We start from the raw sequence: 16,697 nt of genomic DNA, 5'->3' as shown, positions 1-16,697 counted from the left end.
GCGTCAATATCCGAGGGAAAGAACGGATGAGGAGGCCATATAGATCCCTCGGGAACACCGACCACTGGGCGGGAACAAATGCCCGCAAAGGAAATTCGGTCGATAGATACTCAAGGCAGCGAGCATGGAATGGCGCGATATTTCTTCGATTTGATCAATGGCGACGGGCCTGTGCGTGACAATGAGGGTCAGGAAATATCGACCCGCGAGGAGATCAGCCGGGAGGTGAGCCGGATATTGGCGGACATCGCCCGCGAGGAATTTCCCGAGCGGGGCAAGGGCTCGATCTCCATCGAGGTGCGTAACGAGTTTGGGCAGTCGGTATTTACCGGCCAGCTGTCGTTCCAGACACAATGGTATGATGATCCGGAACTTTGACTGTGCAATACCTGGATTCCCGCGAAGTTAATCTTGGCTGCGAGTGATCGTTGTTAATATACGATTAACTATATCAAATAGAATTTTATCTTTTCCCCTATTTTCGTTCGCATTTTTGCCGCGATGCTAGCAAAAGTTCGCCTCCATTGTGTCCGTCGGCATAGGGGTATGTCCCGGACCGGTTCAATGGCTGTGAAAGGCGGTGCGATCGTGAGGATCGTTCGCAGCCTGATGCAGTGAAGGCGGCATGGGACGGATGAGTTTGGGTGTGAGTGGCGGCAAGCTTTCGCTGGGTGCGAAATGGCTCGGGATAACGATGGTCTGCGCGGGGATGGCATCCTGCGCTACGACAGAGGCACCGAAGTCGAAACCCCGCAGCAAAGAGTATTTTTCCGAAAAGGAATATGGCGTCAAGGCGAGCCCGCGCGTGGTCGGCGACGGCCGGCCGGTGCCGAAGGGCGGTGGCCGGTTCATGGTCGGCCAGCCTTATGAAGTGAGGGGCCAGACCTACGTTCCGAAGGAAGATCCGAACTATAACCGGAGCGGTCTTGCCTCTTGGTATGGGTCAGCCTTCCACGGCCGTCTGACCGCCAATGGCGAAGTCTATGACAGCGACCACCTGTCGGCCGCGCATCCGACGTTTCCGCTGCCGAGTTATGCCCGCGTGACCAATATCGACAACGGCACCTCGGTCATCGTCCGGGTCAACGACCGCGGCCCTTATCATCCGGGCCGCATCATCGACGTTTCCGACAAGACGGCCGAGATGCTGGATATGAAGCGGATCGGCACCGCCAAGGTCAATGTGCAGTATGTCGGCCGCGCCCGCATGGACGGCAAGGACATGCCGTTCCTGATGGCCTCCTACATCCGCAAGGGCGATCGCCTGCCGTCGATCCGGCCGGAAGGCCAGATCGCCACGGGCGTCATGGTCGCGTCGAACCAGACGCTGGGCGACCAGCTCCAGAGCTACGGCTCGGCCATGCCGCGTCCGATGGCGCTGGCAGGCCGCACGCCGAGCGGCCCGGCGCCGGCAGCTTCCGCACCCCAGGCCTTCGAGGCTTTCGAGAATTTCTCGACATTGCCGCAGGTCGGCCCGCACCCGATCGAGCGGCCGGTTGCCGGGGTTGCGCCCGCGCAGAATCGACAGGTCGCCTCTTCCTACCCCGTCGAGGCTCAGGCGCGGCCACCGCAGAGCCGGAACCTGGAAACCGCCTATTCATCCGCTCCGCAGGCAAAAACCCCGCAGGTCGTGTTCGGCAACATGGTGCTGGAAGGTCCCAAGGCTGCTCAAAAGCCCGTGCGCTAGTTCATGGGCGATTGCAGGGTGCAATCGCCACTGCTAGGCATGGGGAAGGACGGTTCGTGGGGTGATCATGCGGCGCCTGCTGATTCTGCTTTGCCTAGTATTGCTGCAAGTATTCCTGCAAACCGGCGCGCCCTCGGGAGCCGTCAACGCGCAGGAACCGCCGCCCGCCTTCGTGACCAAGGCGAGGCAGGTCTATATGGTCGAGGCGAAGACCGGCACGGTGCTGCTCGCCTCCAATGAAAACCAGGGCTTCCCGCCGGCCTCGCTCGCCAAGCTGATGACCATGGAAGTGGTTTTCAGTGCGCTGAAGCGGGGCGAGATCAGCCGTGAGACCGTCTTCCCGGTTTCCGAATTTGCCTGGCGCACCGGCGGGGCGCCCTCGGGCACCACGACCATGTTCGCGGCGCTGAAATCCCAGATCCGTGTCGAAGACCTCATCAGGGGCGTCGTCGTCCAAAACGGCAACGATGCCTGCATCGTGCTGGCGGAAGGGATTTCCCGGTCCGAACCCGAATTTGCATCCCGGATGACGGCGCGCGCCAAGGATCTCGGGCTCGGTCGTTCCGTCTTCGGCAATTCCACCGGCCTGCCGGATACGGAGAGCCGCACGACCGCCCGCGACCTCGTCGAGCTCTCTCGTCATATCTTTCGCGAATATCCGGAATTCTATCCGATCTACGCCCAGCCGGATTTTACCTGGAACAAGATCTTCCAGCGCAACAAGAACCCGCTCTTTTCGCTCAATATCGGCGTTGATGGCCTTGGCGCCGGTTTTGCCGAAGGTTCGGGTTATGCGCTGGTGGCGTCGGTGGCACGCAACGGCACGCGGCTTTTCCTTGCCATGGGCGGGCTTGCCAGCGACAAGGAACGGCTGGAGGAGGCGAGAAGGGTGCTCGAATGGGGACTGTCTTCGTTCGAGACCAAGGTCCTGTTCAAGCAGGGAGAGGTGATCGGCCAGGCGAGCGTCTATGGCGGCACGTCGAGCCATGTCGATCTCGTCGCCCGGGAACCGGTCGATATCTATCTGCCGGCCAACAATCCCGACCGCCTTTCCGGGCGAATCGTCTATCGCTGGCCGCTGAGGGCCCCGGTGACAGAAGGCCAGGATGTCGGCGTGCTGAGGATTTCTTCGGGCGACCGGGTGGTGCGGGAAGTACCGCTGGTAACGGCCAAGCCGATCGAAACCGGTAGCCTCGTCAGCCAGGCGACGGACGCGCTGCTCGAACTGATGTTCTTCTGGCTTTGACAACACAATGTTTCGCAGCGCACCCATATGCGTTATAAGCTGAAGCATAAATTTGAGTGCGGAAAGACGCGTGGCAGAACATTCCGGATTGTTCGTAACTTTCGAAGGCGGCGAGGGGGCTGGCAAATCCACCCAGATTCGCCGGCTCGCAGACCAGCTGCGCCGCCGTGGCCATGATGTGCTGATGACCCGCGAGCCCGGCGGCTCGCCGGGGGCGGAAGCCGTGCGCCACGTTCTGCTCTCGGGGGCTGCGGAAGAGTTCGGCGTGCGGATGGAGGCGATCCTGTTTGCCGCGGCCCGCAACGACCATGTCGAGGAAGTGATCCGGCCGGCGCTCGAAAGCGGCGCCGTCGTGCTTTGCGACCGGTTCATCGATTCCTCACGCGTCTACCAGGGTGTCACCGGCAACCTGGAGCCCGATTATATCGAGGCGCTGCAGCGGGTGGCGATCAACGGCGTGGTGCCGGATTGCACGCTGATCCTCGATCTGCCGGCCGAGGTCGGGCTGAAACGCGCCCGCAAGCGCGGCGCCGACAGCGCGCCCGATCGTTTTGAGCGCGAAGAGATCGAAACCCACGAAAAACGCCGCGAGGCCTATCTCGAAATAGCCGAGTCGGAACCGGAACGCTGCTATGTGGTCGATGCCGAGCGCTCCGAAGACGAGATCGCCGACGAGATTTTCGCGATTGTCGAGCCGCTGGTGCGGGAACTGAGCTTTACCCAGAAGAGCAGCGCGGAATCCGTCGGATGAGCGAGGAAACCGCCGGCATTCTGGAAGGCGCCGTGCCGCCGGCGCGCAATCCGCATCTCTATGGGCATCAGGCCGCCGAGGAATTTCTGGCGCGCAGCTACCGCTCGGGGAAGGGGCACCACGCGATCCTGATCGAGGGGCCGGAGGGGATCGGCAAGGCGACGCTCGCTTTCCGCTTTGCCAACCACGTGCTTTCGCATCCCGATCCCGCGACTGCGCCCGATCGTCTCGCCGATCCCGATCTCAATTCGTCCGTCAGCCGCCAGATCGCGTCCGGGGCCTCGCATAACCTCCTGCATCTGGCCCGGCCGGTGGACGAGAAGACCGGCAAGACGAAAACCGCGATTACGGTCGACGAGGTGCGCAGGGCCGGGCATTTCTTCTCGCAGACGTCAGGCACCGGCAACTGGCGGATCGTCATCATCGATCCGGCCGACGATCTCAACCGCAATGCGGCGAACGCCATCCTGAAGATCCTCGAGGAACCGCCGCGCCGTGCGCTGTTCCTGGTCCTCTCGCATGCACCCGGAAAACTGCTGCCGACGATCCGCTCGCGATGCCAGTCGCTGAGGCTGTCGCCGCTCGGTGACCGGGATCTTGCGAAGGCGCTCGCAGGCCTGGGTACGCCGCTTGACGGCGGCAAAACCCAGGAGATGGTGCTGGCCAAGTCCAAGGGCAGCGTTTCCCAGGCGCTGAAACTCCTGAACTACGGCGGCACCGAGATCATCTCCGCCTTCGAGGAGGTGGTCGCGGCCGACGGTCCGACGGCCCGCAAAGCGATGCACCGGCTGGCGGATGTGCTGTCCGGCAAGGACAGCGAAGTGATCTTCGGCTTTTTCCTGGAGCACCTGAGCGATCACCTGATCGCCAAGGCGCGCAACGCCGCCCTTGCCGGCGATCTTCCGACGGCCGACCGGCAGGCGAAACTGGTCAGCGACATGACCGAGAAGATCACCATCGCGCAAGCCTACAATCTGGACCGCAAGCAGACGATCCTGTCGATCCTCGATGCCGCGCGGCGCTGATCCGAGGGCAGGGGCGGGAACCGCATAAGGAACTTTGTGTTTCGCATCAGCAAAACATGCGCTAAGAGCGGCATGATCCAAATCCAAGTGCCCGAGTGCCCCTGATGTCCGACAAGACGCCCTATTACATCACCACTGCGATTTCCTACCCGAACGGCAAGCCGCATATCGGCCATGCCTATGAGCTGATCGCGACGGATGCCATGGCGCGCTTCCAGCGCCTGGACGGCAAGGATGTTTTCTTCCTGACCGGCACGGACGAGCATGGCCAGAAGATGCAGCAGACGGCGCGCGCCGAAGGCATCGCGCCGGAAGCGCTTGCCGAGCGCAACTCGAGTGAGTTCCGGGCGATGGGCAAGCTGCTCAACGCGTCCAACGACGATTTCATCCGCACCACCGAGCAGCGCCACCACGAGGCCTCCAAGGATATCTGGAACCGGATGGCCGACAATGGCGACATCTACAAGGATACCTATGCCGGCTGGTATTCGGTGCGTGACGAAGCGTTTTATGCCGAGGACGAAACATCGGTGCGCGATGGCGTCCGCTACGGGCCGCAGGGAACGCCGGTGGAGTGGGTTGAGGAGTCCAGCTACTTCTTCAAGCTCTCCGAATACGGCGATAAGCTGCTGAAGCACTACGAGGAAAACCCGGATTTCATCGGCCCCAACGAGCGCCGCAACGAGGTGATCTCCTTCGTGAAATCCGGCCTGCGGGACCTGTCGGTATCGCGCACGACCTTTGATTGGGGTATCAAGGTACCGAATGATCCGGCCCATGTCATGTATGTCTGGGTTGATGCGCTGACCAATTACATCACCGCAACCGGCTATATGGAAGATCCGAACGGCCCCCGCGCCAAATATTGGCCGGCGGACGTGCATATCATCGGCAAGGACATCATCCGCTTCCATGCGGTCTACTGGCCGGCTTTCCTGATGTCGGCGAAGCTGCCGCTGCCGAAGCGCGTGTTCGCCCACGGCTTCGTGCTGAATGCCGGTGAGAAAATGTCGAAGTCGGTCGGCAATGTCGTCGATCCGTTCGAGCTTCTGGAGAAATTCGGGCTCGACTACGTGCGCTATTATCTCTGCCGCGAGATTTCCTTCGGTCAGGACGGCAATTGCAACGATCAGCTGATCGCCACCCGGGTCAATGCGGATCTGGCCAACGGCATCGGCAACCTTGCCAGCCGCTCGCTGTCGATGATCGTCAAGAATTGCGACGGCCATGTTCCGGAACCGGGCGAGCTCACCGATGCCGACAAGGAACTGCTTGCGGCGGCCGACGGCCTGATCGCCATCTGCCGCGAGGAAATGGACAAGCAGCTGATCAACCGCGCTCTTGCGGCGATCATCGGCGTCGTTTCCGAGACGGACCGTTATTTTGCGGCTCAGGCGCCGTGGGTGCTGAAAAAGACGGATACGGCCCGCATGGGCACGGTGCTCTACGTGACGGCGGAGGTCGTGCGCCAGATCGCCATTCTGCTGCAGCCGTTCATGCCGGAATCGTCGGCCAAGCTGCTCGATCTCGTGGCTTCTCCGGCCGACAGCCGTGATTTTGCGGCGCTTGGCGAAGCTGGTCGCCTGAAGCCCGGTACGCCGCTCGAAGCCCCGGCGCCGGTCTTTCCGCGTTATGTGGCGCCGGAAGCGAGCGCATAAGGCCTTATCCATGCTGATCGATACCCATTGCCACCTGGATTTTGCCGATTTTGCCGAGGAGCGCGACGCGATCGTGTCGCGCGCCCACGAGGCCGGCGTCGGCCAGATGGTGACGATCTCGACGCGGGTTCGAAAACTCGACGGGCTGCTGGCACTGACCGAGCAGTATCCATCGGTCTTCTGCTCGGTCGGCACGCATCCGAACAATGCCGGCGAGGAACTGGACATCCAGACCGAAGACCTGGTGCGGCTCGCCAATGCGCATGAGAAGATCGTCGCGATCGGCGAGGCCGGACTCGACTATTTCTACGACACGCAGACGCCGGCCGACCAGAAGACCGGGTTGATCCGCCATATCGCGGCCGCCCGGGAAACCGGTCTGCCGCTGGTCATCCACAGCCGCAGCGCCGACGATGACATGGGCGAGATACTGACGGCGGAAAGCGGGAAGGGGGCCTTCCCTTTCATCCTGCATTGCTTCTCCTCGGGCGTAGACCTTGCCCGCATCGGCGTGGAACTCGGCGGATATGTCTCTTTCTCAGGAATCCTGACATTTCCGAAATCTGAAGACCTGCGCGCGATCGCCAAAACCGTGCCGCTCGACCGCTTGCTGGTCGAAACCGACGCGCCGTATCTGGCGCCAAAACGCTGGCGCGGCAAGCGCAACGAGCCTTCCTATGTGGTCAATACGGCCGACGTGCTGGCCGAATGCATGGGCGTCAGCTACGAGCAAATAGCCAAGGTTACCACGGAGAACGCGTTCCGCATCTTCTCCAAGATGCCGAGGCTCTGACCTGTGGCGAGGTATCGGCGACGCTTCACCATTCTTGGCTGCTCGTCGTCGCCGGGCGTGCCGCGGCTGAATGGCGACTGGGGCGCCTGCGATCCGAACAACCCGAGGAACCGCCGCACCCGTGCCGCCTTCATGGTCGAGCAGATTGCGCCCGATGGCGGCAGTACCGTGGTGGTCATCGACACCGGTCCTGACTTTCGCGAACAGATGATCTCCGCCAATGTGCAGCGGGTCGATGCGGTTCTCTACACCCACGCCCATGCGGATCATCTGCACGGCATCGACGACCTGCGCGGCTATTTCATCTTGCAGCACCATCGCATCCCGATCTACGCCGATCCGGTCACCATGGACCGAATCCGCCAGGGGTTCGGTTATTGCCTGGAAACGCCGCCGGGCGGCAATTATCCGCCGATCGTCCGGCCGTTCCTGATCGAGACCATGGACGAGCCGATCGTCGTGGACGGGCCGGGCGGACCGATCCGTTTCCTGCCGCATCTGCAGGTGCATGGCGACATCCATTCGCTGGGTTTCAGGATCGGCGACGTGGCCTATTGCAGCGATGTCAGCGATTTTCCGCCTGAAAGCGTGGCGAAGCTCGGCGGGCTCGATGTGCTGATCATCGATACGCTGCAGTACCGATATCACCCGAGCCATCTGTCGCTCGAACAGGCGCTCGAATGGATCGCGAAATTTGCGCCGAAACACGCGATCCTGACGCATATGCATCTTCCGCTCGACTACGACACGGTGATGGCGCAGACTCCGGAGCATGTCGAGCCAGCCTATGACGGTCTCGCGTTCGAGGTTGCGCTCGATCTCTGATCTCTGGCAGAACTGGTGGAGTGGCCGCGAACTCGGGTTTTCCAGGCCCTGGCGCAGATATATTAGTTCCAAAGAGTGCGGTTTCGGCACTGAAGCTGGGTGAGTGAGTGCGTAATGCTCCCGACGTTGTATGGGGTTGGCGTCGTACACAACGGATTACGGTGTTGCAGCTCGGTTTTTAAGGCGATTGTTGCTTTTGATACCGCCCCGTTTCACTACACTTGGTAACATTGTTGCACGCTTCAAAGTGCCCCCTGTTGCTTATTGCATGGCCCGGAGGGACGGCTCGATCTTCTTGTCTCGACGTGTGCCGCAATGGTCGATAGGTTCCACCAACTATATCGATCCGAAGGAACCGCATGTCCGAGCCTGCTGCTGCTATGACGACGTCACAAAGTGCTCCAGCATCTTTCGGCGGAGGAGCCTTAATCGGTACGCTCGGGGGACTGATCGGGCTCGGCGGAGCCGAGTTCCGGCTACCGCTTCTGATCGGGTTCTTCAATTTCGCCGCGCTTGAGGCCGTTATCCTAAACAAGGCGATGAGCCTTGTCGTCGTGGCGTCAGCTCTTCCATTCCGTGCCGCGACCGTCCCGTTCAGCGCCATAGCTGACCATTGGACCATCGTCGTCAACCTCTTGGCAGGAAGCCTGCTGGGCGCGTGGTTTGGCGCTGGTTGGGCAGTGAGGCTGCGGTCTGAGACGCTGTATAAAGTAATCAGCATCATGCTGGCGTTGATCGCAGTCGTCCTCATACTCGGCCACGATGCCACCGCAGGGCAGCCTGTTCTCATAGGGACAGCTCAAATCGTTGCTGGCATCGCGGCAGGCTTTATCATCGGGATCGTGGCGTCGCTCCTTGGGGTAGCTGGAGGGGAGCTTTTGATCCCGACGCTCGTGCTATTGTTCGGGGCGGATATAAAGCTGGCGGGCAGTCTGTCGCTAGCGGTCAGCCTCCCAACGATGCTCGTAGGATTCACCCGATATAGCCGTGACCAGAGCTTTTCCGTCCTCGGCCGCAACAAGGTGTTTCTCCTCACGATGGCGGTTGGCTCGATAGTTGGCGCGTTCATTGGCGGGTTGTTGCTTGGGATCGTGCCCAACGGACTTCTGCTACCACTGCTTGCCGTGATCCTGATCGTCTCGGCATGGAAAGTCTGGCACCACAAGTGAGTCCGATGTAAGCGATGCTCCAGGTAACAGGAGCAATAGTTTATGGACAACGCAATCCGGCGGATAGTTTTGATCGTCGCGCTCGCGAACCTAGCGTATTTCGGCGTTGAGTTCGTTGTCGCACTGAGGATCGGATCGGCATCACTTCTGGCGGACAGCGCCGACTTCTTCGAGGACGCTTCCGTCAATCTGCTGATCTTCGTGGCGATGGCCTGGTCCACCAGGAACCGGGCGCGTGCCGGAATGGCCATGTCGATTATACTGCTCGCTCCGGCAATCGCGTTCCTCTGGACGGCATGGCACAAATTTCAGGTCCCTGTTCCCCCGGAGCCACTCGCCCTCAGCCTGACAGGCGTCGGTGCCCTAATTGTCAACGTCTCATGCGCCTATCTTCTGGCGGCTTACCGTGATGCAAGGGGCTCACTTACCAAGGCGGCTTTCCTCTCCGCGCGTAACGACGCCATCGCCAACATTGCGATCATCGCGGCCGGAGCTGCAACGTTTTACCTGTGGCATTCGCCATGGCCAGACCTGATCGTGGGCTTAGGTATAGCCTGGATGAACTTGGACGCGGCAAAGGAAGTTTGGACGGCTGCACGAGCGGAACATCAGGCTGTGGCATAATCACCGGAGAGTTTCATCGCAGTGTTCCGTTCAAGCGCCCTGGGCGGCTCTTCTTCCTGTCAGATGCTGTCGGCTGCCCGGCCTGAAGGGTTTTTGCCGAATCTTGGAGCCAACCGCACATAGACCAGCTCGCTCACAAGCTCGACCAGCGTCTGCGTCACAATGATTGCCGGGAGCAAGGGGACAGCACCGGGAACCGCAAAGGCCAAGGGCAGGACAACCAGCGAGTTGCGCGTGGCCGCGCTGAAGGCGACGGCCCGTCCGGCAGGCGCGGAGAGCCGGAACAGCCTGCTCACACCCCAACCGGCCAAAGGAGCAACGACCGCAAACGCCATATAGATCGGCACCACCCGCAAGGCATCATCGAGAGCTGCGCCTAGTTGCGGAACTACAGCCAAGACGACGATCAGAAGGACGAGTGCGGTTGCAGGGACGGGGAGCAGTCCGAGTCCCGACGAGACGCGGCTTCCTCCACTGCTTCGCCCAGCCCATATCTGGACGACAACGGCAAGCACGAGGGGGACGGCGATCAGCCAGACGAACGCATGCACAAACGGTCCCACCTGAATGAGAGACCCCGCTTCAGGACCAAGGAAGAGACCAAGATACACGGGCAACAACAGCATCTGGACGATCAGGAGTGCGGGCGTCGCTGCGAGAAGAAGTCGTGCGTCGGCGCGGCCGAGATGGGAGAAGGTGACCACGTAGTCGATGCATGGCGCGAGGAGCACCAGCAGCACGCCGAGACGCACCATCGGATCGGGTGGCAGGAACTGGACGAGGATTCCCACCAAAGCAGGAACAACCACGAAGTTCGTTAGAAGCAGGACCCCGAGAAAGCGGAAGCGCGAGAAAGCCTGTCGCAGGTCTGCAAGCGGAACCTGCAGGAAGGTCACGAACAGCATGAATGCGAGTGCGGGATTGATGCCGATCTCCAGCGCCGTTGTTCCGGGTAGAGTAAGGGCGGCAATTGCACCGAGGACGACAGCACCAAAATAGATGCTGATCTGATGGTCTTCGAGTGTTTCGCGGAGGATCGTCAATGGCAGCGCTTTCGTCGTTTTCGTGTTCATAAAAGTTTCCATGGAATGACAGGGATAGCTACCGGAAGCCGTCAAATTTTCGTCGTCAGGCCGATTATCCAGTCCGGCACCACACGTTCGAGCGCCGTCTGTACCGTCCTGTCCGTTCCGGTCAGGGTCATCGTCCCAGCCACGATCAACAACACCCCCAAAGCCATCTTGATGCCGCCCGCCGATCTCGCCATCTTCCCCCGCCAACGCAGAAGCGCCTCGCGCGACAGCATCCCCAAAAGAAGGAGTGGAAGGGCAGCCCCAATGCCGAAGGCCAGCATCGTCATGCTTACGGTCCAGAGGTTTTCGCCTCTTGCCGCCATGACAGAAGCCGCGCCAAGCGTAGGTCCGACGCACGGCGTCCAGACCGCGCCGAGAAGCAACCCGACGCCGAATTGCCCTCCGATCCCGGACGTGGACATTCCACGAAAGCGGTTCTGAGTCCAGTCGCTCAACGGCCCAGCAGCCGTCGCGAACCTCGCGTGGAGCTGCGGCATGACGAGGACCGCGCCGACAAGGATCAGCAGCACGGCCGAGGTTGTCCTGAACATCGTCATGTCGAGGCCGATGGAGAACCCTATCGCAGCGATAAACACGCCTATCGCCGTGAACGACATCGCGACGCCAGCAGCCAGCGCAACCGGAGCGGCCCTGTGCTCAGCCGCCGCGCCTGCCATGACGACGGGCACCAATGGCAGGACGCAGGGCGACAGGATCGACAGGACGCCCGCTAGGAATGCGAGTGCCACCATCGTCAGAGCGCCTTGCGCAAGAATGCTTCGATCTTGGAGGGATCGCTGACGCCCACACTCCTGTCGATCTCCTTGCCATTCTTGAACAGAACCATCGTGCTTTGCGACTGCACCCTCAGCTTTTTGAGCACGTCCTTCTGACTGTCGAAGTCGATGTCAAACTTCTTCATCTTCGCAAAGTCACCAGTTCCGAGCAATTTGGCGACAACCGGCTTCTGCGCCCGGCAGACCTCGCACCAAGGGGCGGTGACGTGGACGAGCACCGGTACTCCGGCTTCGGCTGCCGTTGCGAAGCCGGGAACAATTTCATCGGCCGCAGTGGCGATCCGGCCTGCGGAGAGCGTCAGAAGGAGGGCGGAAGCGGTGGAAAGGAACAGGCGGCGGTTCATCATGCAATCTCCAGGTTCTTGGATATGGAAGGCGGTGCAAAGTGGGCGAAGAGCGTGTCGGCGGCGTCGCGGGCCGCCTCGGGCGCGGTAATCTTCAGACGTACACCATCAGGGCTCGCGGCGAGATCGAAGTCGAGGAAGGCGCAGCATTCGGTTTCCTTGCGAACAAGGTCCCGCAGCTCGGGTAAGGCGTCGGCGGCATAGGTCAGTTCGATTGACAGCGGCTTGCGCGACACACTGCGCAGATGGCGCGACGCAAGCGCCTCGATCCTCGCCGTGCGAGTCTTGAAGTCGCCCGCATCCAGCGTGCAGGCGATGGGCGTTTCCGCCTTCGCGTCCGTAGTACATGAACCGCAACCGCAGTCGCTGGCAGACATCGCAAACGTGCTTCCGCCCGCAACAGCTTTGTGGCGCGACAAGAGGAGAAGACTTCCCATTGGCAAGGCAACCATGAGGGCCAACGGCCCCCAATAGGACACGGCGGCCCCGGCTGCGATGCCCGCTCCAGTGGCAAGGGTCAGCAGCGGAGCAGCGCAGCAGGCGGCGCAGGCCACGAGGCCGATGCCCGCGAGCTTGGTCGTGTTGTTCATTTTTTCTATCTCCTTGAATCGTGAATGGTCGAAGTCTACTCCTTCAAGTAACTTGAAGGGCAAGGAGTGACCTTGCCCCCAAGTTTTATCCAGTTTTGAGTTCGCTCCAGCGGTTTTTGGTTGCTGTATTTGGGGCGGTAGCGGCGGGTTGCGGTGCGGAGCCATTTCGGCTGCGCAGCACCGCATCACGTCGCGGATTGATGGTCTGAGCGAACTCGGCGGGTGTCAGCCAGCCAAGGCCGGAGTGCGGTCGATGATCGTTGTAATCGCTGCGCCAGTTTGAAAGCGCTGATCGAGCGTGGGTCAATGACGAGAAGAGCGTTTCATTCAAGAGCTCGTCGCGCAGCCGACCATTGAAGCTTTCGATGAAGGCGTTCTGGATCGGTTTGCCTGGTGCGATGTAGTGCCAATCGACTTTGGTCCGGTCGGCCCATTGCAGGATCGCGTTGCTGGTGAACTCGCTGCCATTGTCACTGACGATCATCCTGGGTTTGCCACGTTCCTCGATAATCCGATCAAGCTCGCGGGCAACCCGAAGGCCGGAAAGCGAGGTATCCGCGACGAGGCCAAGGCATTCTCTGGTGCAATCGTCGACGACCGTCAAAACCCGGAACCTGCGACCATCGGTGAACTGATCCGACACGAAGTCCAACGACCAACGATCGTTGGACGCCATCGGAACCAGCATCGGTGCTCGTGTGCCTATCGCTCGCTTTCGGCCGCCACGCTTGCGCACCGTCAGCTTCTCCTCGCGATAGAGCCGGAAGAGCTTCTTGTGGTTTACAAGGTGTCCCTCGCGCCTGAGCAGCACATGAAGGCGTCGATAGCCGAAGCGGCGGCGTTCGTGCGCCAACGCCTTCATGCGCTCGCGAAGGCCCTGATCGTCGCTGAGTTTAGTGTCATAACGGATCGTCATCCGGCAAAAACCGATGGCTTTACACGCCCGCCGTTCGCTCATCCCACGTTGGTTCATGAGATGTGCGACAGCTTTCCGCTGGGCTGCGGGCGTCACCACTTCTTTCCCAAAAGGTCTTTCAAAGCGGCATTGTCGAGCATGGCATCCGCCAGAAGCCGCTTCAGCTTCGTGTTCTCGTCCTCCAGCGTCTTCAGCCGCTTGGCCTCGGACACCTCCATGCCGCCAAACTTGGCTTTCCATTTATAGATGCTGGCATCGCTGACACCGTGCTTGCGGCAAAGCTCCGCGACCGGCGTGCCCGCCTCGTGCTCCTTCAGAATGCCGATGATCTGTTCGTCCGTGAAACGGTTGCGCTTCATTCTCTGGTCCTCTCAATGGGCCAGAGCTTACTTCAAAATGGATTATTTCAACGGGGCAAGGTCACGAGCAATGCCGCCATGAACCTTCACATCGCCGTGTTCACTATCGGAGCCCTCGCCAAGGCGTCGGGACTCACCACCCCGACCATCCGGTACTACGAGGAGATCGGCCTGATTCCGAAGGCACGACGCTCCCCGTCCGGGCAGCGTTACTATGAGGAAGCGGACCTTTCGCGCCTAACCTTCATCAGGCAGTGCCGGGATTTTGGGTTCGGGATCGAGCAGGTGCGCCTGCTGCTCGATCTTTCGATTAGCAGGGAACGGGACTGCATAGAGACGCGCGACATCGCCCAGGCGCATCTGTACGAGGTGAGACAGAAGCTCGATGAACTGCGGGGGTTGGAGGAGCGTCTTGCGGTTTTTGTAGATCGGTGCAACGAAGCGTGCGCGGGCGGTCCAGGCACGGATTGCGTTGTCTTCAAGGACCTCACGTCGAAGCCGCGATCCTGCTGCGAAGCTGAAGCCCCGTCAAATCGTCATCCGGAAGACTAGACCATTGTCCCGCGACAGGCTCTTTGGCGGGTGGCTGATAATTTCGGAGATCAGTTCGGCGTCGCCCACCAGCACGACCGTTTCGACAGCGCGAGTTATCGCGGTGTAGAGCATGGTCCGGTCCAGCAGTTTCGACCGGACGACAGGGATGATGACCCGTTTGAATGCCGACCCCTGCGCCTTATGGACACTGATCGCCCAGCCATGGGTGAGCTTCTCAAGATCAGCCGTGGTGATTACGTCTTCAGCGCCGTCGTCAAACCGCGTCCAGGCACCCTTGGGATGTGGCTTGGTAATGACGCCCAGGGAGCCGTTCATGAAGCCCGTGCAGATCGGATCGCCCGTGACCTTGTCGAGAACGGACTTCCCGTCGGCGTCGACCTGGGGTGCCTTCGAGTAATCGTTCTTCAGCCACATGATTTTCGAGCCGACGCTCAGACCCCAATCCTCGACGTTCGGCTGCTTGCCCATATATTCGATCTCGATGGCGCGGTTCAGCTCCTTTGATCCGGCGGGGCCGTTCTTCACCTGCGTGAGTATCTGGACGTCCATCTCATGCAGGGGGGCCGTCTTGCCATATGCTGGAACGAGGCCACACATGGCGCGGAAGGCAGCTATGGTCTTTCCGGCCACATCGTCTTTCGACGCAGGGAAGAGATAGACGCCAGGTGTCAGCGCGACGTTCGGATCGAAGCGCCGGAGACCTACCGCCTTTCCGGTGCGCACAGCGGATGCGACGGCCGGAATGCCGGTGGCGTCGTCCTGTCTGTGGACAATGTCCAAGGTGACCGAAGGTATCGCCGTTGCCTTGACCATGGTGTGGAAGGGCAGGCCGGGTCCGATGGGCGGAAGCTGACCGGGATCGCCGATGAAGATCAGGTTGACCTCGATAGGTAGCTGGGCGAGCACCCGGTAAATTGACGGCGTATCGAGCATGGAAGATTCGTCGAAGATGACCGTCCCCGCCTCGATACGACGGCCTGCGTCCTCGATGTCGTGAACTAGCCGAGAGAGGGTGCTCGCTGGACGACCTGTCGCCTCGCTGATCCGCCTGACGGCGCGGCCTGCCAGAGCCACCTGCAGGTGCTCGACGCCGTGGCTTTTAGACTTCGGAAGACCGTCACGGACAGCCTCCAGGGCGGCAAGGATGGCCCGGACGACCGTCGTCTTGCCCGTGCCCGCGCCGCCGCTGATGACGCAGACGCCGCAGGTAGTCGCCATGAAGACCGCCTCGCGCTGCGCATCGGTCAAGGCGTAGCCGATCTCCGCCTCGACCTTGGTCATGGCATCGACCACGAGCTTACCGTCAAATCCCGGAACTTCGCGACCTATGCGCTCGCCGATCTGTCGGGCGACTTCCTCCTCAATGAACCGACAGGCTCTCGACTGAAGAAGGTCGGTTGACGGTGACACCACGCGCCCCGTGGTCGAGGCCAGATCGATGGCACTCGCCGCATCGCCGATCCAAGGCGCGAGCAGGCGTTTCACCAGTGGTCTCAGGACAGAGGCGGGGGAGGCCATGTTCCCTGCCCGGAAGCGGATGGCCAGCGCCTCCTCGACGGCGGCCGCCAGGCGTCTCGGATCGTCAAGGGCGACACCCAATCGAAGCGCTCGGGCGTCCACATCCTTCCACGGCTCCAGCAGTGTCATCGTGAACGGATCGGCCTTAATGCGGTCGATGGCTCCGAGACCCCAGACACGGGCGGCTGCACCCGCCACACGGGGCGATACTCCGTACCGATCCAGCCAACGGAAGATTTCGACCTCCTCGGCAAGCATGCCGAAGCCGTCGACGATAGCGATGGCCCGATCCGCCCCCATGACCTCCGCGAGCGCCTTCAGGTCGCGATCCCGGATGATGTCGTAGATAGTCTCGCCGAAGCGGTCCCAGACCTTTTCGGCGGTCGCCCAGCCAATACCGACGAAGCGCTTGTCGCTGGCAAGGTGCCGGATGATCGCCCGTCCCCTGGTCACCAAGGGCAGGGCTACCTCGGCATGAAGCTGCGGACCATATTCTGGATGGAGTTGGATGGGACCAGTGACGCGCCACGTCTCGCCGACGGCCGGATCGCGCGGTGATCTCTTTGCGGGGACGAGGGCGCGGCGGAGTTGCTCGGTCTCGTCGCGGCCGATGATGACATGGTCGCCGAACCGGCTGGCATGGACGGAGGTGAGGGAAAGCTCCCAGGAAGACTGCTCAGAACGCTCACCAAGGACCAGCAGCGTCTGGTCCTCGGAACCACGCCGTCGTTCAGTGGCCCCTGCCATGGGTTCTGGCTCTCCGTTCA

At 61.2% G+C, this 16,697-nt stretch carries 17 protein-coding genes; 11 read left to right on the top strand and 6 right to left on the bottom strand.

Features of this window, described 5'->3' with window-relative positions; translation table 11 throughout:
* Positions 1 to 78: 78 nt before the first annotated feature.
* The 10 genes from ACSQ3G_RS09890 (at position 79) to ACSQ3G_RS09845 (ending at position 9,778) form a co-directional block, all read left to right on the top strand.
* Positions 79 to 378 carry a DUF6894 family protein gene (locus ACSQ3G_RS09890; protein WP_436109899.1) on the top strand — a complete coding sequence of 100 codons (300 nt, stop codon included), beginning with the start codon at positions 79 to 81 and terminating at the stop codon, positions 376 to 378.
* Positions 379 to 634: 256 nt separating this feature from the next.
* Complete coding sequence (locus tag ACSQ3G_RS09885) at positions 635 to 1,687, top strand: septal ring lytic transglycosylase RlpA family protein (protein ID WP_436109898.1); 1,053 nt, start codon at positions 635 to 637, stop codon at positions 1,685 to 1,687.
* A gap of 67 nt (positions 1,688 to 1,754) precedes the next feature.
* Positions 1,755 to 2,933, top strand: coding sequence for a D-alanyl-D-alanine carboxypeptidase family protein (locus ACSQ3G_RS09880; protein ID WP_436109897.1), 1,179 nt, complete (start codon positions 1,755 to 1,757; stop codon positions 2,931 to 2,933).
* 70 nt (positions 2,934 to 3,003) lie between these two features.
* Complete coding sequence (tmk, locus tag ACSQ3G_RS09875) at positions 3,004 to 3,684, top strand: dTMP kinase (protein WP_046633712.1); 681 nt, start codon at positions 3,004 to 3,006, stop codon at positions 3,682 to 3,684.
* The gene (locus ACSQ3G_RS09870; RefSeq protein WP_105415805.1) at positions 3,681 to 4,709 is read left to right on the top strand and encodes a DNA polymerase III subunit delta'; all 1,029 of its coding nucleotides are present in this window, start codon (positions 3,681 to 3,683) and stop codon (positions 4,707 to 4,709) included. The genes tmk and ACSQ3G_RS09870 overlap by 4 nt, the downstream gene beginning before the upstream one ends.
* Before the next feature lie 104 nt (positions 4,710 to 4,813).
* Entirely contained in the window at positions 4,814 to 6,367 is a 1,554-nt protein-coding gene (gene metG, locus ACSQ3G_RS09865) for a methionine--tRNA ligase (RefSeq protein ID WP_105434813.1), read from the top strand.
* Between the two features lie 10 nt (positions 6,368 to 6,377).
* Positions 6,378 to 7,160: a TatD family hydrolase gene (locus ACSQ3G_RS09860; RefSeq protein ID WP_436109896.1), complete on the top strand. Its 783-nt coding sequence runs from the start codon at positions 6,378 to 6,380 to the stop codon at positions 7,158 to 7,160.
* Between the two features lie 3 nt (positions 7,161 to 7,163).
* Positions 7,164 to 7,985, top strand: coding sequence for an MBL fold metallo-hydrolase (locus ACSQ3G_RS09855; protein ID WP_436109895.1), 822 nt, complete (start codon positions 7,164 to 7,166; stop codon positions 7,983 to 7,985).
* Between the two features lie 359 nt (positions 7,986 to 8,344).
* Positions 8,345 to 9,154: a sulfite exporter TauE/SafE family protein gene (locus ACSQ3G_RS09850; RefSeq protein ID WP_436109894.1), complete on the top strand. Its 810-nt coding sequence runs from the start codon at positions 8,345 to 8,347 to the stop codon at positions 9,152 to 9,154.
* 42 nt (positions 9,155 to 9,196) lie between these two features.
* On the top strand, positions 9,197 to 9,778 hold the full coding sequence (locus ACSQ3G_RS09845) for a cation efflux transmembrane domain-containing protein (RefSeq protein WP_436109893.1): 582 nt from the start codon (positions 9,197 to 9,199) through the stop codon (positions 9,776 to 9,778).
* Positions 9,779 to 9,837: 59 nt separating this feature from the next.
* On the opposite strand, the gene ACSQ3G_RS09840 is transcribed toward ACSQ3G_RS09845, so the two are convergent.
* From ACSQ3G_RS09840 to ACSQ3G_RS09820, 5 genes are all read right to left on the bottom strand, one after another.
* Positions 9,838 to 10,896 (bottom strand): arsenic resistance protein, encoded by a 1,059-nt coding sequence (locus ACSQ3G_RS09840; RefSeq protein WP_436109892.1) that lies wholly within the window; start codon positions 10,894 to 10,896, stop codon positions 9,838 to 9,840.
* Positions 10,893 to 11,603 (bottom strand): cytochrome c biogenesis CcdA family protein, encoded by a 711-nt coding sequence (locus ACSQ3G_RS09835; protein ID WP_436109891.1) that lies wholly within the window; start codon positions 11,601 to 11,603, stop codon positions 10,893 to 10,895. Before ACSQ3G_RS09835 ends, ACSQ3G_RS09840 begins: the two co-directional genes overlap by 4 nt.
* A gap of 2 nt (positions 11,604 to 11,605) precedes the next feature.
* Entirely contained in the window at positions 11,606 to 11,995 is a 390-nt protein-coding gene (locus tag ACSQ3G_RS09830) for a thioredoxin family protein (RefSeq protein ID WP_436109890.1), read from the bottom strand.
* Positions 11,992 to 12,582, bottom strand: coding sequence for a hypothetical protein (locus ACSQ3G_RS09825; RefSeq protein WP_436109889.1), 591 nt, complete (start codon positions 12,580 to 12,582; stop codon positions 11,992 to 11,994). The genes ACSQ3G_RS09830 and ACSQ3G_RS09825 overlap by 4 nt, the downstream gene beginning before the upstream one ends.
* An 85-nt stretch (positions 12,583 to 12,667) precedes the next feature.
* Positions 12,668 to 13,857, bottom strand: a protein-coding gene (locus tag ACSQ3G_RS09820) for an IS3 family transposase (RefSeq protein WP_255760215.1) whose coding sequence is annotated in 2 segments (ribosomal slippage) — positions 12,668 to 13,608 and positions 13,608 to 13,857 — 1,191 coding nt in all. Because the reading frame shifts where the segments join, the coding sequence is not laid out codon by codon here.
* A 78-nt stretch (positions 13,858 to 13,935) separates the two neighbouring features.
* Between ACSQ3G_RS09820 and ACSQ3G_RS09815 the strand changes: the two genes are divergently transcribed.
* Positions 13,936 to 14,409, top strand: coding sequence for a MerR family transcriptional regulator (locus ACSQ3G_RS09815; RefSeq protein WP_436109888.1), 474 nt, complete (start codon positions 13,936 to 13,938; stop codon positions 14,407 to 14,409).
* On the opposite strand, the gene ACSQ3G_RS09810 is transcribed toward ACSQ3G_RS09815, so the two are convergent.
* Positions 14,386 to 16,677 (bottom strand): AAA family ATPase, encoded by a 2,292-nt coding sequence (locus ACSQ3G_RS09810; RefSeq protein WP_436109887.1) that lies wholly within the window; start codon positions 16,675 to 16,677, stop codon positions 14,386 to 14,388. The genes ACSQ3G_RS09815 and ACSQ3G_RS09810 overlap by 24 nt on opposite strands.
* Between the last annotated feature and the right edge of the window lie 20 nt (positions 16,678 to 16,697).

The organism is Neorhizobium tomejilense, assembly GCF_964254135.1.
Taxonomy (GTDB): Bacteria; Pseudomonadota; Alphaproteobacteria; order Rhizobiales; family Rhizobiaceae; genus Neorhizobium; species Neorhizobium tomejilense.
This window is presented reverse-complemented; position numbering and strand designations above follow the sequence as displayed.

Coding starts and splice junctions, on each gene's coding strand:
- ACSQ3G_RS09890 (WP_436109899.1), top strand. CDS start 79: ATGCCCGCAAAGGAAATTCGGTCGATAGATACTCAAGGCAGCGAGCAT.
- ACSQ3G_RS09885 (WP_436109898.1), top strand. CDS start 635: ATGAGTTTGGGTGTGAGTGGCGGCAAGCTTTCGCTGGGTGCGAAATGG.
- ACSQ3G_RS09880 (WP_436109897.1), top strand. CDS start 1,755: ATGCGGCGCCTGCTGATTCTGCTTTGCCTAGTATTGCTGCAAGTATTC.
- ACSQ3G_RS09870 (WP_105415805.1), top strand. CDS start 3,681: ATGAGCGAGGAAACCGCCGGCATTCTGGAAGGCGCCGTGCCGCCGGCG.
- metG (WP_105434813.1), top strand. CDS start 4,814: ATGTCCGACAAGACGCCCTATTACATCACCACTGCGATTTCCTACCCG.
- ACSQ3G_RS09860 (WP_436109896.1), top strand. CDS start 6,378: ATGCTGATCGATACCCATTGCCACCTGGATTTTGCCGATTTTGCCGAG.
- ACSQ3G_RS09850 (WP_436109894.1), top strand. CDS start 8,345: ATGTCCGAGCCTGCTGCTGCTATGACGACGTCACAAAGTGCTCCAGCA.
- ACSQ3G_RS09845 (WP_436109893.1), top strand. CDS start 9,197: ATGGACAACGCAATCCGGCGGATAGTTTTGATCGTCGCGCTCGCGAAC.
- ACSQ3G_RS09835 (WP_436109891.1), bottom strand. CDS start 11,603: ATGGTGGCACTCGCATTCCTAGCGGGCGTCCTGTCGATCCTGTCGCCC.
- ACSQ3G_RS09830 (WP_436109890.1), bottom strand. CDS start 11,995: ATGATGAACCGCCGCCTGTTCCTTTCCACCGCTTCCGCCCTCCTTCTG.
- ACSQ3G_RS09825 (WP_436109889.1), bottom strand. CDS start 12,582: ATGAACAACACGACCAAGCTCGCGGGCATCGGCCTCGTGGCCTGCGCC.
- ACSQ3G_RS09815 (WP_436109888.1), top strand. CDS start 13,936: ATGAACCTTCACATCGCCGTGTTCACTATCGGAGCCCTCGCCAAGGCG.
- ACSQ3G_RS09810 (WP_436109887.1), bottom strand. CDS start 16,677: ATGGCAGGGGCCACTGAACGACGGCGTGGTTCCGAGGACCAGACGCTG.